The organism is candidate division WOR-3 bacterium (genome assembly GCA_039803925.1).
GTDB lineage: Bacteria > Hydrothermota > Hydrothermia > Hydrothermales > JAJRUZ01 > JBCNVI01.
Window position 1 is genome coordinate 21,738 of record JBDRZL010000002.1, and the last position, 14,488, is coordinate 36,225.

The 14,488-nt window shown below is 29.4% G+C and carries 13 protein-coding genes; 4 read left to right on the top strand and 9 right to left on the bottom strand.

The window, feature by feature from the left end; genetic code table 11:
• Positions 1-27 precede the first annotated feature (27 nt).
• The gene (locus ABIN17_01255; protein MEO0283688.1) at positions 28-1,224 is read left to right on the top strand and encodes a nicotinate phosphoribosyltransferase; all 1,197 of its coding nucleotides are present in this window, start codon (positions 28-30) and stop codon (positions 1,222-1,224) included.
• 155 nt (positions 1,225-1,379) lie between these two features.
• On the opposite strand, the gene ABIN17_01260 is transcribed toward ABIN17_01255, so the two are convergent.
• On the bottom strand, positions 1,380-2,303 hold the full coding sequence (locus tag ABIN17_01260) for an isoaspartyl peptidase/L-asparaginase family protein (GenBank protein MEO0283689.1): 924 nt from the start codon (positions 2,301-2,303) through the stop codon (positions 1,380-1,382).
• Between the two features lie 52 nt (positions 2,304-2,355).
• Here ABIN17_01260 and rsmG point away from each other — a divergent pair, with 52 nt between their 5' ends.
• Positions 2,356-2,907, top strand: coding sequence for a 16S rRNA (guanine(527)-N(7))-methyltransferase RsmG (gene rsmG, locus ABIN17_01265; GenBank protein MEO0283690.1), 552 nt, complete (start codon positions 2,356-2,358; stop codon positions 2,905-2,907).
• Here the strand turns inward: rsmG and ABIN17_01270 are convergent.
• Positions 2,904-3,521 carry an XRE family transcriptional regulator gene (locus ABIN17_01270; protein MEO0283691.1) on the bottom strand — a complete coding sequence of 206 codons (618 nt, stop codon included), beginning with the start codon at positions 3,519-3,521 and terminating at the stop codon, positions 2,904-2,906. The genes rsmG and ABIN17_01270 overlap by 4 nt on opposite strands.
• A gap of 82 nt (positions 3,522-3,603) precedes the next feature.
• On the opposite strand from ABIN17_01270, the gene ABIN17_01275 reads away from it, so the two are divergent.
• Both ABIN17_01275 and ABIN17_01280 read left to right on the top strand, forming a co-directional pair.
• The gene (locus ABIN17_01275; protein MEO0283692.1) at positions 3,604-3,966 is read left to right on the top strand and encodes a S24 family peptidase; all 363 of its coding nucleotides are present in this window, start codon (positions 3,604-3,606) and stop codon (positions 3,964-3,966) included.
• A gap of 1 nt (position 3,967) precedes the next feature.
• Positions 3,968-5,224, top strand: a complete 1,257-nt coding sequence (locus ABIN17_01280) for a Y-family DNA polymerase (protein MEO0283693.1) — start codon at positions 3,968-3,970, stop codon at positions 5,222-5,224.
• Between the two features lie 3 nt (positions 5,225-5,227).
• Here ABIN17_01280 and ABIN17_01285 read toward each other — a convergent pair whose 3' ends face one another.
• The 7 genes from ABIN17_01285 to ABIN17_01315 are packed head-to-tail and all read right to left on the bottom strand — an operon-like array spanning position 5,228 to position 14,486.
• Complete coding sequence (locus tag ABIN17_01285) at positions 5,228-5,869, bottom strand: site-2 protease family protein (protein MEO0283694.1); 642 nt, start codon at positions 5,867-5,869, stop codon at positions 5,228-5,230.
• 1 nt (position 5,870) lies between these two features.
• Positions 5,871-6,503: an OmpA family protein gene (locus ABIN17_01290; GenBank protein MEO0283695.1), complete on the bottom strand. Its 633-nt coding sequence runs from the start codon at positions 6,501-6,503 to the stop codon at positions 5,871-5,873.
• Positions 6,493-8,184: an AMP-dependent synthetase/ligase gene (locus ABIN17_01295; GenBank protein MEO0283696.1), complete on the bottom strand. Its 1,692-nt coding sequence runs from the start codon at positions 8,182-8,184 to the stop codon at positions 6,493-6,495. Before ABIN17_01295 ends, ABIN17_01290 begins: the two co-directional genes overlap by 11 nt.
• Before the next feature lie 9 nt (positions 8,185-8,193).
• Positions 8,194-8,946 carry a glycosyltransferase family 2 protein gene (locus ABIN17_01300; GenBank protein MEO0283697.1) on the bottom strand — a complete coding sequence of 251 codons (753 nt, stop codon included), beginning with the start codon at positions 8,944-8,946 and terminating at the stop codon, positions 8,194-8,196.
• Positions 8,947-8,971: 25 nt separating this feature from the next.
• Positions 8,972-10,654, bottom strand: coding sequence for a sigma-70 family RNA polymerase sigma factor (locus tag ABIN17_01305; protein ID MEO0283698.1), 1,683 nt, complete (start codon positions 10,652-10,654; stop codon positions 8,972-8,974).
• Positions 10,645-12,318: a DNA primase gene (dnaG, locus tag ABIN17_01310; GenBank protein ID MEO0283699.1), complete on the bottom strand. Its 1,674-nt coding sequence runs from the start codon at positions 12,316-12,318 to the stop codon at positions 10,645-10,647. Before dnaG ends, ABIN17_01305 begins: the two co-directional genes overlap by 10 nt.
• Positions 12,315-14,486 (bottom strand): Smr/MutS family protein, encoded by a 2,172-nt coding sequence (locus ABIN17_01315; GenBank protein ID MEO0283700.1) that lies wholly within the window; start codon positions 14,484-14,486, stop codon positions 12,315-12,317. Before ABIN17_01315 ends, dnaG begins: the two co-directional genes overlap by 4 nt.
• Positions 14,487-14,488 lie beyond the last annotated feature (2 nt).

Genomic DNA, 14,488 nt, shown 5'->3' on the forward strand with positions numbered 1-14,488 from the left:
AAAAGACAAATTATCTTAAAATTATATATGGAAAAATTTCCCTTTTTAATTGCAAACGAGAATTATATAAAAGAAGGTAAAACGACTGATATTTATTTTTTAAGAACAAAAAATATACTTCAAAAAAGAAATATAAAAAAGAAAGTTTTTGCTGAATTTACTGTTTCATCCCCTCCTTATCCTCTATTTGCCTTTGCAGGAATAAGAGAAGTTGTCAAATTACTTGAAGGTAAAAATATAAACCTCTGGGGAATAAAAGAAGGAGAAATTATACCCTCCTCTGATATAAACGGAGTTTTAATTCCTGTAATGGCTATTGAAGGTGAATACACAGAATTCTGTGAATATGAAACTCCTCTCCTTGGATTTATATGTCATGCTTCGGGTATAATGACAAAAGCAATAAGAATAAGAAAAGCAGCAGGTGATAAAATTTTACTTTCCTTTGGAATAAGAAGAATGCATCCTGCTCTTGCTCCTTTTATTGATTTTTATGCGTTTATGGGAGGTTGTGATGGGGTATCTTCTATTGCAGGTGCAGAAGCAATTGGAGAAAATCCAAGAGGAACTATGCCCCACTCCCTCATAATATTAATGGGAGAAGAAGAAGCCTGGAAAGCCTTTGATGAAGAAATATCAAAAGATATACCAAGAATTGCCTTAATTGATACTTATGGAGATGAAAAGGTCCAAGCCATAAAAGCAGCAGAGACTATAAAGGATCTCTCGGGCGTGAGGCTTGATACCCCAGCTTCAAGAAGGGGGAATTTGATAAAAATAATAAAGGAAATTAAATGGGAACTCAAAATAAGGGAAAAAGAAAATATTAAAATCTTCATTTCTGGTGGTCTTGATGAATTTGAAGTTAAAAAACTTTCTGAAGCAGGAGCTGATGGATTTGGAGTTGGAACATCTCTATCAAATGCAAAAGTTATTGATTATGCAATGGATATTGTTGAAGTAGAAAATAAACCCTGTGCAAAAAAAGGAAAATTTGGTGGAAAGAAAAAACCTTTTATTTGTAGAGATGATAAAGAAATAATTGTGGATCACTTTAATAAAGATGAGTTAATTTGTCCCAAATGTAAAAGGAAGATGGAACCTCTTTTCATCCAGTATATTAAAGAAGGTAAAATTGTTTATGAATTTGAAAATGTGAAAGAAGTAAGAAAAAAGATAATTGAAAATTTATTAAACTTATCTTTTGAAGAATTGGGGCTTTAAGTAATTTGAATTAACTATATCACGATTATTTAAATTAAAACTTATATTCACTTTCTTCTCACGTAGATGATTTTAAAACTAACCATTTTCAATATGAGAAGTATTAACCCTATAGGGATTGAACTCTGCATAAAGAATATGCTTTATTTGCATAATCAAATTCCATCAACTTTAATTTTTTTATCTTTTTTACTTGCAAAGGCAACAGGCATAGTTTCTGTATTCATAAAATAACCAAACTCACAATCCCTTGTTATAGCAATAACACCTGCTCTACCACCTGTATTTTTTTCAAGAATTTCAATACCCTTTATGCAGGCTTCTTTGACATTAACACCTTCCTCCACTCTATCACAAACAAATTTTGAGAGAACAACCTTCATTATTGCCTCTCCAATTCCAGTTGCAGAAACAGCACAAAAGGAATTAGCATAAGTTCCACAACCAGGACAGGGAGTATCTCCAACTCTTCCTTCCATTTTAAAAAAAACACCTCCTGTTGATGTTCCTGCAACAATATTACCTTTGCTATCAACAGCACAAGCTCCTACAGTCTCACCAACAAAAATCTCATACTTATCCTTAGCCCATTTTAAAATATTTTTCATCTCTTTTTTTAAAAAATTTTTCTTATCTTTTAGAAATTCAAGGTAAAAATTTAACCTCTCTCTACTAACTAAATTTATTTTTTTAAAACCTTCAAGTAAGGCAAACTCTTCAGCTCCTTTACCAACAAATAAAAGATGTGGTGTTTTCTCCATAACTCTTCTTGCAATAAGAATAGGGTTTTTAAATCCAGTTATCCCTGCAACTGCACCGAATTTTAAGGTATTTCCAACCATTATTGAAGCATCAAGTTCCACTGTTCCCCTTATTGTTAAAACTGAACCAAACCCAGCATTAAAATAAGGATTATCCTCCATTTCTGAAACAGCAGCACATACTGCATCAATTGCTGAACCACCTTTTTCTAAAATACGGAATCCCTTTTCACAGGCTTTTTTCACTCCCTTTATAGCTTCCTTTTTGTTTCTATGTTTTCCAGCCCCTCCATGAACAATAATTCCATAATTTTCCATATATTTTTCCCTCCTTTTTGAATAGAAAATAAAATTATAGGAAAATTTATAAATGAAAAACTATTTAGAAACAACTATTAATAAGGAAATTAAAGAAAAAATTGAAAAATTTGTAAAAATTTTAAAAGAAGTTAATAAAAGAATAAACCTTATAAGCAAAAGAGACATAGAAAAAATTTATGAAAAACATATTACAGAATCACTTTTTTATTTAGAAATTTTAAAAGGAAAAAAAATTGTTGATATCGGTTCTGGAGCAGGTTTTCCAGGCATTGTTCTTGCAATTGTAAGAAAAGACTTTGAACTTTATTTAATTGAAAGAAACAAAAAAAAATCAGAATTTTTAAGAAAAATTAAAAGGGAACTTAATCTTTTAAATGTAAAAATCTATAACTGCGATTTGAAAAATTTTGAGGAAAAAAATGAATTTGAATTTGTATCAAGAGGTGCAGGTTATGTAGAGATACTAAAAATTTTAAAAGAAAAAAATTTAAAAGGCTACTTTTATCCAGTTTTACCTGAAAGAGAAGAAAAATTTGAATATAAAACTTTCATAAACAAATGGACAGGAAAAAAAATAAAAATAGGAATTATTAAAATTTAATCAAAAAATTTCAATGATAAAACAAAAATTACCTTACCTATTATATGGGTTTCCTCATCTGGTTTTAAAATCCCATACTTTTTGTTTTCAGAAATAAGAAAAAAATTATTTTTTCTTTTTATCAATCTCTTTAAAAGATAATCTGTTGAACCGATTCTCAAAAGGACAATATCTCCTAAAGTATATTCACCCCTTTCAACCACAACAAAATCACCCTCATTTATCAAAGGCTCCATACTATCAGAACTTACTTCAAGAACAAAAAATTTTTCTTTATTTTTCAATATTCTTTTTTTTATACGCTCAGGTAAAATAGATAAAGGAAACTCAATCTCTTTTATCCTTTCTGCTGAATCAAAATAAATTTCCCTTTTACCAGCACCTACCTTACCCATTAAAGGCAAATTTAAAAACTTTTCCTCTTCTAAAAAATAAGAAATACTTATTCCAAATATATCCGAAAGCTTTTTCAAATCAGAAAAAGAAGGCCTCCTTTCTCCCCTCTCCCACCTTGAAACCGTAAGCAACTTATAACCAAACAAAGAAGCAAACTCTTTCTGCGTCAGACCCTTATTTTCCCTCAATTCCTTTATTTTTTTCCCAATAATATCCATTCTTAATTATACCAAAAAAATTTAAATTTATCCAATTCGGATTAATTTGATTTATTTATCCAATTTGGATTAAAATTAAAATATGGAAAGAGTAAAAGTTATTTATACTGGTTTTCCTTCACCTGCAAGGGATTATGAAGAAAAGCCTCTTGATTTAAATAAATTTATAGTTTCAAATCCCTTTTCCACTTTTTTTATGAGAGTAGAAGAAGATTTTGAAAGGGAGGGTATTAAAAAGGGTGATATAATTGTTGTGGATGCATCAATTGAAAAATTTGAAAATAGGTTAATTGTAGCAGAATTTAAAGGTGATTTTGTAATAGGAAGAATTATAAAAGAAAAAGGTAAAAAATTTTTTATTTCAAAAAGTATAAAAGAAGAAATAGGAGAAAATATTGAGTTTGAAGTTTTTGGTGTTATAACTTTTCTAATAAGGAGGCTTTAAAATGGCTATAGGTGTTATTGATTGTGATAACTTTTATGTTTCCTGCGAAAGAATTTTTAGACCTGATCTTAAAAAAGTTCCCTGTATTGTTCTTTCAAATAACGATGGCTGCATAATAGCAAGGTCAAAGGAAGTTAAAGAAATGGGTATTCCAATGGGGGCTCCTTATTTTAAATATAAGAATTTAATTGAAAAAAATAATATCTTTTTATTCTCATCAAACTACACTTTATATGAAGAAATTTCAAATAGAGTAATGGGAATAATAAAAAGTTTTACAAAAAAAGTAGAAATATATTCTATTGATGAAGCCTTTATTGATCTTGAAGGAATTGAAAATAAAGAAGAGTTTGTAAAAAATATTAAAGAAAAAATTGAAAAATGGGTAAAGATTCCTGTTTCCATAGGAATAGGTGAAACAAAGGTTCTTGCAAAAATTGCTCTAAAATTTGCCAAAAAAGATGAAAATAAAAAAATTTTTAATATAATAAATCATCCTGAAAAAGATGAATTATTAAAGAAAATAGATGTGGAAGATATATGGGGAATAGGGCCTGTATCAGCAAAATTTTTAAGAGAAAAAGGAATTTTTAATGCCTATCAATTTAAAAATTTGAATGAGGAATGGATAAGAAAAAACCTCACTCTTAGAGGATTAAAAATACTTAAGGAAATTAAAGAAATAAAGTGTTTTGAAATAGAAGGAAATTTAGAAAGAAAGGGTATAAGTGCATCAAGAACTTTTGGAGAAAAAATAGAAAAATTTGAAGAACTAAAAGAGGCAATTACATATCTTATATCAGTTGCAGCAGAAAGATTAAGAAGCGAAAACCTTCTTGCCTCTAAACTTCATATCTTTATAATGAGCTCCCCCTTTGAAAAAAATTTTTATTTTAAAAATATGGGAATAAATTTACCTGCACCAACAGCTTATACACCAGACCTTGTTAAATTCAGTGAAAAAATTCTAAAAAAAATTTTCAAAGAAGGGATAAAATATAAAAAAGCGGGTATTTATTTTCACGGACTTATAAAAGACAATAAGAAAATCAAAAGTATATTTTCTGATAAATTTACTTTTACTGATAAAAAGAAAAATATAATTTCAACTGTAGATAAAATAAATAAAATATTCGGAAGAGAAACCATTTATCTTGCTGGTGAATTTATAACAAAAAAATGGGAGATGAAACAAATTTATAGATCAAAAAGATATACCACAAGATGGGAAGATATAAAAGGGGTAAAAGTTTTATAAATATTAAAAGGGACTCATTCCAAGAAAAAGACGAGAGACCAAACTGGCAGGTAAAAAAACTAAAATTTCAAATAAAGGTATTCTTAAAAAACTTGAAATAAATATAATTCCTGCAAGTAAAAAAAATCCATAGGGCTCAATTTCCTTATACCTTAATTTCCATTCAAAGGGTAAAAAAAGTATAAGAATTTTTGAACCATCTAAAGGAGGTATGGGCAATAAATTAAAAAAAGCAAGAATTAAGTTTATTACATAAGCTGAAAGAAAAATTTTATAAAGATAGAATAAAAAAAGAATTTCCGTAAAAGGAAAAAGAAAAAAAATTCTCAAAATCAGGGAAATTAGAAAAGCAAGAATTAAATTGGAAAAAGGACCAAAAATTGCAACCTTTGCCATATCCTTTTCAGGGTTTTTAAAATAATAGGGATCAACAGGAACAGGTTTTGCCCATCCAATATGAACAAGAAATAAAAATATAAAACCAAGAGGATCAATATGGGAAAGTGGATTTAAAGTTAACCTTCCTGAAAATTTCGCTGTAGGATCACCTAATTTGTATGCAATTAAAGCATGCGAAAACTCATGTATGGTCAGTGCTATTAAAATTCCAGGTAAAAAAATCAAAAGGTTTACAATATCAAACATTTCAGAATTTTATTATAAATTCCGCTCTTCTATTCTTCTCTCTTGCCTCCTTTGTATTTTCATTAACAAGGGGTCTTGAATCTCCAAAAGCAGAAGCATAAATTCTTTCAGGAGGTATATTCTCTTTTGTTATTAAAAACCTTACAATCTCTGTTCCTCTCCTTGCTGATAGTTCCCAGTTTGTTGGAAATAAATCTTTTTTCGTTTGAACAGGAACATTATCCGTATGCACCTGAATTTCCAATTCTTTATATGGAAATTCCTTTATAATTTTGGCGAGTTTAGAGAGCTTTTCTTCACCCTGTTTTGAAATTACATAATTACCTGGTAAAAAAATTTCATCAGTTAGTATTACCACTTTCATCAAATTTCCTTCTGGTATTACTTTAAATTCTTTTGATAGCTCTTCTTTTGCTTTTAAAAGAGGTTCTGGTAAGTTAAGGGAAAGTGTATCCTTTCTTATGGTATTTAAACTTTCCAGTTCCTTTGAAATTTTTAAAACTAAAAATTCATTTTCCCTTTTTAAATCCTTATTTTCAAGCTGTAAAGGCACAACTACAAAAAAATAACCGAATATTAATACAGATATAAAAACCAGAAATATTAAAAATAATAAAATACTTTTAAATCTCAATACCTCCCTCCTCAAATAGATATCTTTTTATTTTCTGTGTTGTTGTTTTTGGAAACTCTTCATCTCTCAGAGAAAAGGATCTTATCTTTTTATAATCAGCAAGTTTTTTATTTACTTCCTCTATCTCTTTTCCAATCCATTCCCTTACCAAATCTTCAGTAACATCAACATTTAGTTCTTTTGCTCTACTATCAATTTCCTCATAGTTGGGATAAATAATAGCATGGATAATTTCTGTTTTTGTCTTTGGGTGAATTTTAGCCAGGACAATGCATTCTTTAATAATAGGGGACTCAAGTAATTTCTCTTCTATTTCTTCCGGATATATATTTTTACCACCTTTTGTTACTATAACTGACTTTTTTCTTCCTGTAATATGAATATAACCATCCTCATCTATATACCCTAAATCTCCTGTTAAAAACCATCCGTCTTTAAAAACCTTTTCCGTTGCTTTTTTATCCTTATAGTATCCTAACATAACAATGTCACCTTTAACAGCTATTTCACCTATTCCATTTTCATCAGGATCAAGAATTTTTACTTCCACACCAGGAATGGGAGGACCAACAGATTCAATTTTATTTTTACCTTTTGGAGGATTAACAGAAACAACAGGAGAAGTTTCTGAAAGACCGTAACCCTGATATATAGGCAATCCTAACTTTTTGAATCCCTTACCCACCCATGGGGGTAAAGCAGCCCCACCTGATACTATATATCTGATCTTTCCAAACCCCATTTTTTCTCTTACTGTTTTAAATAAAATCTTTGAAGTTTTTTCTCCTGTTATAGGATCTAAAAAATTTGTTAAAAGAGACATAACCTTAAAGAAAGCCTTTTTACCAGGTGGAAGGTTCTTTATATTTTTCTGAATACCATTATATAATTTTTCAAGCAATAGGGGGACAGTAAGAAATACTGTTGGTTCTGTTTCTTTTAAGTCCTCAAGAAGTTCAGTTGGTTTTAAAGACCTTGCATAAGTTATTTTTGCCCCTACATATAAAGGTGCAAGAAAACCACATGTTCCTTCAAAAACATGATGAATAGGTAAAACAGAAAAAAGGTGATCATTTTCATTAAAATCAAAAACCTTTAAAACCGCTTCAATGTCACTAATAATATTTTTATGGGAAAGCATCACACCTTTTGATGTACCTGTGGTCCCGGATGTATAAAGTATTATGGCAAGCTCATTTTCATCTCTTATAACAGGATATTCAAGTTTTTCTTTAAAAGAAGAAACTTCTTTAAAGGAAAGAGCATTCTCTTTTCCATTAGGAAAAGAAATTACCTCCTTTAAACTATCAACTTTATCTTTTATTTCAAGAATATCAGGAACAAATCTTTCACTGACAAAAATAAACTTACATTCTGAATGTATCATGAAATGTTCCCAGTCATAGGGACTTGCTCTTGCATCAAGAGGAACACAAACTCCACCTGCCCATTGTATTCCAAAATAAGAAATTCCCCACTCCGGACAGTTTTCACCCAAAATTGCAGCTCTATCACCTTTTGCAAAGCCCTTTGATTTAAGATAACCTCCAATAGATTTTATTATTTCAAGAGCCTGTGAGTAGGTGAAAGTTTCAAAAGTATTCCCCCTCCTTATCCTTGAAAACATGTTATTTTTCGAAATAGAATAACCTCTTAAAAAAACATCTGCTATTTTTTCCATAAAAGAATTTTACCTCAATTTATTTCTCAAATTCCATAATTTTGCATATTTAATAAAAGTATGAAAGGCAGAACATACAGCAAGTATGAACCCTTGAAGTCCATCAAGAAATCCGAGTTTTAAAAAATACATTCTTATAAAAAAATAAAAAGGTCTTAAGGTCAAATCAAAAATACTCACCCTTTTACCTTTTTCAAAAAGCTCTTTTGCTGAAAGTTCTGTATAAAGATTCAACTTTTTTAAATAATGAAAAAGATCAGGATCAGTATAATGGATAATTTTGCCTTTTTTTATTCTTTTAGTTTTCCCGTAAACTAAGACTTTTTCATGAACAATGTTATCAGAAACTCTTACTTTTCCTTTTTTAAAAACCCTTAAAGAATAATCAGGATACCATCCTCCATGATATATTAATTTACCAAGAAAATAAGAAATTCTATTTAAAAATAAACCATCAACTTCATTTTTTTTTATTTCTCTTTTAATTTCTTCTATAAGAATATCTTCAAGAACTTCATCAGCATCAAGGAAAATTACCCACTCTGAGTTTACTTTGGAAAGAGCAAACTCTCTTTGATTTTTGAAATTATCAAATTTTCTTTCAAATAACAAACAATTTTTTTTCTTTATTATATCAATCGTATTATCTTTAGAACCCCCATCAACAACTATTATTTTATCACAGAAGGAAAGAGAATCAATTGCTTTTTCAATTGTATTTTCAGCATCAAGAGAAATTATAACACCTGTTATATTGGACATTAGTTAAAATAATCAAAAATATTTTTCAGTCTCTTCTTTCCAGTTTTTCAAGAAGGGATTTTAGTTTTTCAGCTCTCTTAGGATGTCTTAACTTTTTCAATGCCTGGGCTTCTATCTGTCTTATTCTCTCTCTTGTAACTCCAAATATTCTACCTACCTGTTCAAGTGTCATAGGTGGATGATTACCAAGACCAAATCTTAACTTAATAACCTTTTGTTCTCTCTTTGTTAAAGTTGATAGAACTTCCTCAATTGTTTTTTTAATAATTGCTTCACGGGCAAGTTCAGAAGGAGATTTTGTAAACTGGTCAGCAATTACCTCTTCCATAACTCCTTCCTCATCTTTTCCTATAGGTTTATCAAGAGAAAGAGGCTGATGAGAAACATCAAGAGCTTGTTTCACCTTTTCTTCAGGTAAACCTAAAATATCGGAAAGTTCCCTAACAGTTGGTTCTCTTCCATAGGTTTGTAAAAAATCTTTTTGTGCTTTTGAGATTTTTGTTAAAGTTTCTATCATATGAACAGGAACCCTTACAGTTCTTGAATTATCAGCAATTGCTCTTGTTATTGCCTGTCTTATCCACCAAGTAGCATATGTTGAGAATTTATAACCTTTTCTGTAATCAAATTTTTCTACAGCCTTTAAAAGACCGATATTGCCCTCTTCTATTAAATCAAGAAATTCAATTCCCCTGTTCATAAACTTCTTAGCAGTTCCTATCACTAATCTAACATTTCCTTCAACCATCTTTTTCCTTGCATAATTATAAGCCTCTTTTGCTTTTTCTATTTCTTCTTTAATTTTTTCAAGTTCTTTGTAAGAAAAACCAAGTTTTTTTTCATATTCTCTTATTGAATTTTTCAAAACCTTTAATGTCTCCTTAACTTTACTTATCACAGGGTCATTATTTGAATTATTTTTCTCCTTTTCCTCTAATTCTTCTTTTAATCTTTTATATTCTAAATTTAAATTTTCAAGGGTTTTTATCTCTTCATATAATCTGTCAACATTTTCCTGTACATAACTGAATTTTGGTACTATTTTTGAAAATAATTTTTCAAGTTCATTCTTTTCTTCCTCATTTAAATCCTTTAAATTTTTCTTTTTATTTTCAAAAATATCTTCATAAAATTTTAAAAATTCATCTATACCCTTTTGCACTCTCTTCTTTTCTTTTCTGTTAACAACTTTATTTGTCCAGTAGCTTGAATCAACTTCCAGTATTTCCTCAGGCTGCAATTCAAGATCCTTAACTTTTCTTAGAAAGAAAACAAATCTTTTTAACCCAAAATCAGTTTTAAAAAGAATTTCCTTCATTTTTTCCTTAGCATCAAAAATAGTCTTAGCAAGAGCTACCTCTTCTTCTTTTGTCAAAAGTCTTAAACTGGAAATCTGCTTCAAATAAGTTTTAACAGGGTCATCCTTTACCTTAATCTCGGGTTCCTCAATCTCCCTTTCTTTTTTTCTTTCATCTTCTTCAACAATCTCTATTCCCTCAGCAAATAATGCCTCAATAACCTCATCAACAAGATTTGGAGGTAGATTGGTTGTAAGGTCGTTTAAATCTTCCTGTCTTATTTGTTTATTTTTCTTGGCTTTTTCCATAATCCTATCTATAACACTCTGAATTAACATCTGTTCAATATCTTTTCCTTCTATTTCATTATTTTTTTTATTTTTAATTCTTTTACTGTTTTTCACTGACATTTTTCCTCCTTTTCTTTTTGGCTAATAGGATTTGAACCCTTACTTTCCTTATACTCATTCCACTCCTTAAAAATTTTTTCTTTTTTCAATATTTTCTTCATTTTTTTCTCAAGCTTCTCAAAAGCAAATTCGTATGGTTCAACTTCTATCTTTTTTTCAAAATTTACAAACTTTTCTCTTGCTTTAAATATTGCTTCCACCACCTTTTTCCTTTCATTATCACTTAACTCAAAAAGAAGCTCCTCCAAGCTGCTTCCTTCTCGAATTTTAATTAAAATTCTTTTTAAAAGTTCACTCTTAAATACTCTTTCATCTATACCTCTCTTTTCAATTTCTTCTTTATTAAATTTGTTAAAAGAAGCTATTATACCAAAAAGACTGAACTCTGAAGGTAAAGTATCCTTACCTTCATTTTTTTCTTCTCCCAAAAATTTAACTTTTGACCTTATATATTCCGGAGATATTAAAAATTTTTCTGAAACTCTTTTAATAAACAATTCTCTCTCAAGCTCAGAGGGTATATTGGATATAAACTCTATCATTTCATTGAGAAGAATACTCTGAGCATAAGGATCATAAGGAATATTTTCTGGAAGAAGAGCATCAAGAAAATTTTTAGAGGAACTCAAAACTTTTTCCATTTCTTCCCTACTCTCTTTTTTTAGGTAAGAATCAGGATCTTCATTAGGAGGTAGTTCTGCGATTTTAACCTTCAAATTCGTTTTAAGTAAAAAAGGTAAAGTTCTTTTCATTCCACGTTTTCCTGCATCATCTCCATCAAATAGTATTATAATAATATCAGCAAATCTCTTCATAATCAAGGCTTGTTCAACTGAAAAAGCAGTTCCAAGCGGTGCCACAGTGTTTTCAAAACCATTTTCAACCATCCTCATTACATCCGTATAACCTTCTACAAGTATAAGGGTATTTTCCTTTTTTGCCTTGTTTTTAGCAATATCAATCCCAAATAGATTTTTACTTTTCTTAAAAATCTTACTATCTGGAGAATTCAAATATTTGGGTTCACCCTCAAAAGCTCTTCCTCCGAAAGCTATACACTTAGAAGAAGTATTAAAAATAGGAAAAATAATCCTATCCTTAAAAAAATCCTTTAATACCCCTCCTAAACCTGTAATAAGACCAACTTCAAGGAGAAGTGATGGGTTTATTCCCTTTTCTCTTGCTTTTTTAAGAATATAATCACCAGAAGCTGGTGCATAACCTATTCTAAATCTTCTTATTGTATTTAACTTAAAACCCCTTCCTTCAAGATAGTTCCGTGCTTTTTCTCCTTCTTTTTCAAATAAAATCTTTTCATACTCATTAAGAGCAAACTCAAGAACCTCAAAAAGCTTTAAAATTTCCCTATCCTCAGAAATTTTATCTTCCTTTAATTTTATTCCTGCATCTTTTGCAAGTTCTTTTAAGGCTTCATACTTTGATATACCTTCTATTTCAGAGATAAGATGTACTAAATTCCCTGATTTTCCACATCCAAAACAATAAAAAAGACCTCTTTCAGGATCAAAAGAAAGGGAAGGCTTTGTATCAGGATGAAAGGGGCATAAAGACTGGTAATTTTTACCGCTCTTTTTCAGATCAAGATATCTCTGAGCTATTTCAAGAGGAGAAATTGAAGCTATTATTTCATCGTAAATATTCATGTTTTTTTAAATCTAATCACAGTTACTCCGTCACCTCCTTCATTCCATGAAGGGTGAAAATATTCCTCCACAAAGTCTATATTTTTAATAACATCAAAAACCATCTTTTTCAAGATACCTTTTCCTTCACCATGCACAATTCTAACTTCATTATAACCTGCTGCTCTTGCATCATAAAGGAATCTTTCAACAAGTTCCTCTGCTTCTTCCTTTTCCATTCCCCTTATTGACAGAACTCTGGAAGGTAAGGGAATTGAATAAAGGTTTATATCAATTTCCTTCTGAATTTTTTCTTCAGTCGGTTCTCTCAAATAACTCACAGGAACCTCCATTTTTTTACCTTTTACATCAAGAACCGCCTTATCACCTTTAATTTCCAAAAGTTTACCTTTTACCGAACTTTCCTTAACTGAATAAAAGTTGCCTATTTCTAACCTTGAAGGAATTCTTTCTTCAACTTCGGTCTTTTTTTCTTCTATCCTTTGAATCGCTTTCTTTAAAATCCTTTTATCCTTTTTTTCTTCAAATTCTTTTAAAATCTTATTTATTTCTTTGCTCCATTCTTCAATTTTTCTTTTAAGTTCCTTTTTATATTCAGATTCCAGTTTTTCTCTTTCTTTTTTTAAATTTTCTCTTTCCTTTTCTAGCTCCTTCTTTTCTTTATCTATCTCAGCTTTCATTCTATAAATCCTGTCAATTATTTCTGTAGATTCAGGCATTTTTTCAAAAATTGATTCAGGTAAATTACATTTTCTGGCAACAAGCAATGCATAACTGGGAGAAATTTTCATTAGCTCAATCTTATATGTTGGTGACAGAACATCAAGATCCAGTGTAAAAGCAGAAATCAAGACTCCTTTTTCTTCTCTTAAATAAGATTTAATTTTATCATTATGAGTGGCACATATAGTTTTAATATTTTTATCTCTATATTCTCTTAATATACCAACACCAAGATTTCCTCCTTCTTCTGGATCAGTATTTCCCATAAATTCATCAAGAAGAACAAGTTTATCCTGAAAGCTTTCAGAAAGAGATTTTTTTATTTCTTCAAGATAAAGAGTAAAACTTGAAAAACCTTCCTCTATTTTGCTTCTCTCTTCAAATCCAGCCATAAAAATTTTTTCAGGAATATAAAAATAACTTTGTGAAGATGAAGGAACAGGTATGCCTCTTTTAATCATTTCTATCAAAAGATAAATAGTTTCAAGAAAAGTAGTTTTTCCTCCACCATTTGGACCTGTAACAAGTAAAACACTCTCTTTTTCAGGAATTTCTATTGTGTATGGAACACATTTATTTTGTAGTTTTATTTTAAGTAAAGGATGATAAGTATTTATCAATTTGAATTTCTTTTCTTTTCCAAATTGCGGAATTTCACCTGAAATTTTATTTGTAAATAAAAACAAGGAAGTATAATAATCAAGTTTTGAAATATAATACACCAGTTCAGAGATTTCCTCCTTTAAATCATTATATTCAGAAAAAATTTGATTCAGTATTTTTCTTTCCTCTTCTTTTTCCATATCTTCATAATGTCTGAATTTGGAATTAAAAATTACTATGTCTTCAGGCTCAACAAAATAACTTTCTCCGCTTCTTGAATAGGCGATTAGTTTCACATTTTGAGGTAAAGTTTTTAAACATATGGTAAATCTACCTTCCTTATAATAGATTTCTTCATCCCTCAAGATATTTTCCTTTTTGAACTTTTCAATAGAAATCTTTATCTTTCTTTCTATTTCCTGATAAAGCTCTCTCTTTTTTTCTCTGATCTCTCTTAATATTTGAGATGCAGTATCCTTTATATTACCTTCATCATCAAAAGTCATTTCAAGTTTCTGATAAAAAGATAAAATTTCATAATCGAAAGGTAAATATGAATCAGCATCTTCTTTAAGATTTTCAATCTCTCTTCTTATCTCAATTACATCTCTTAAATAATTTCTAAACCATACAAAATATTTGGAAATTGATGTCCCTGCTTCTAATTTTTTAAAATCAGGTAATAGAAAGTTTTTCTTTCTTAGTAAAACACTGTATCTTTTAAACTCTTCAAACCTTTCTTTAATTTTTTCGATATCATTTTCTTCACTAATATTTTTTAAATAATCACGTCCACCTTCGGTCTGTAAATATTGGGAAATAAATTCTAAAATTCTCTTCAAAT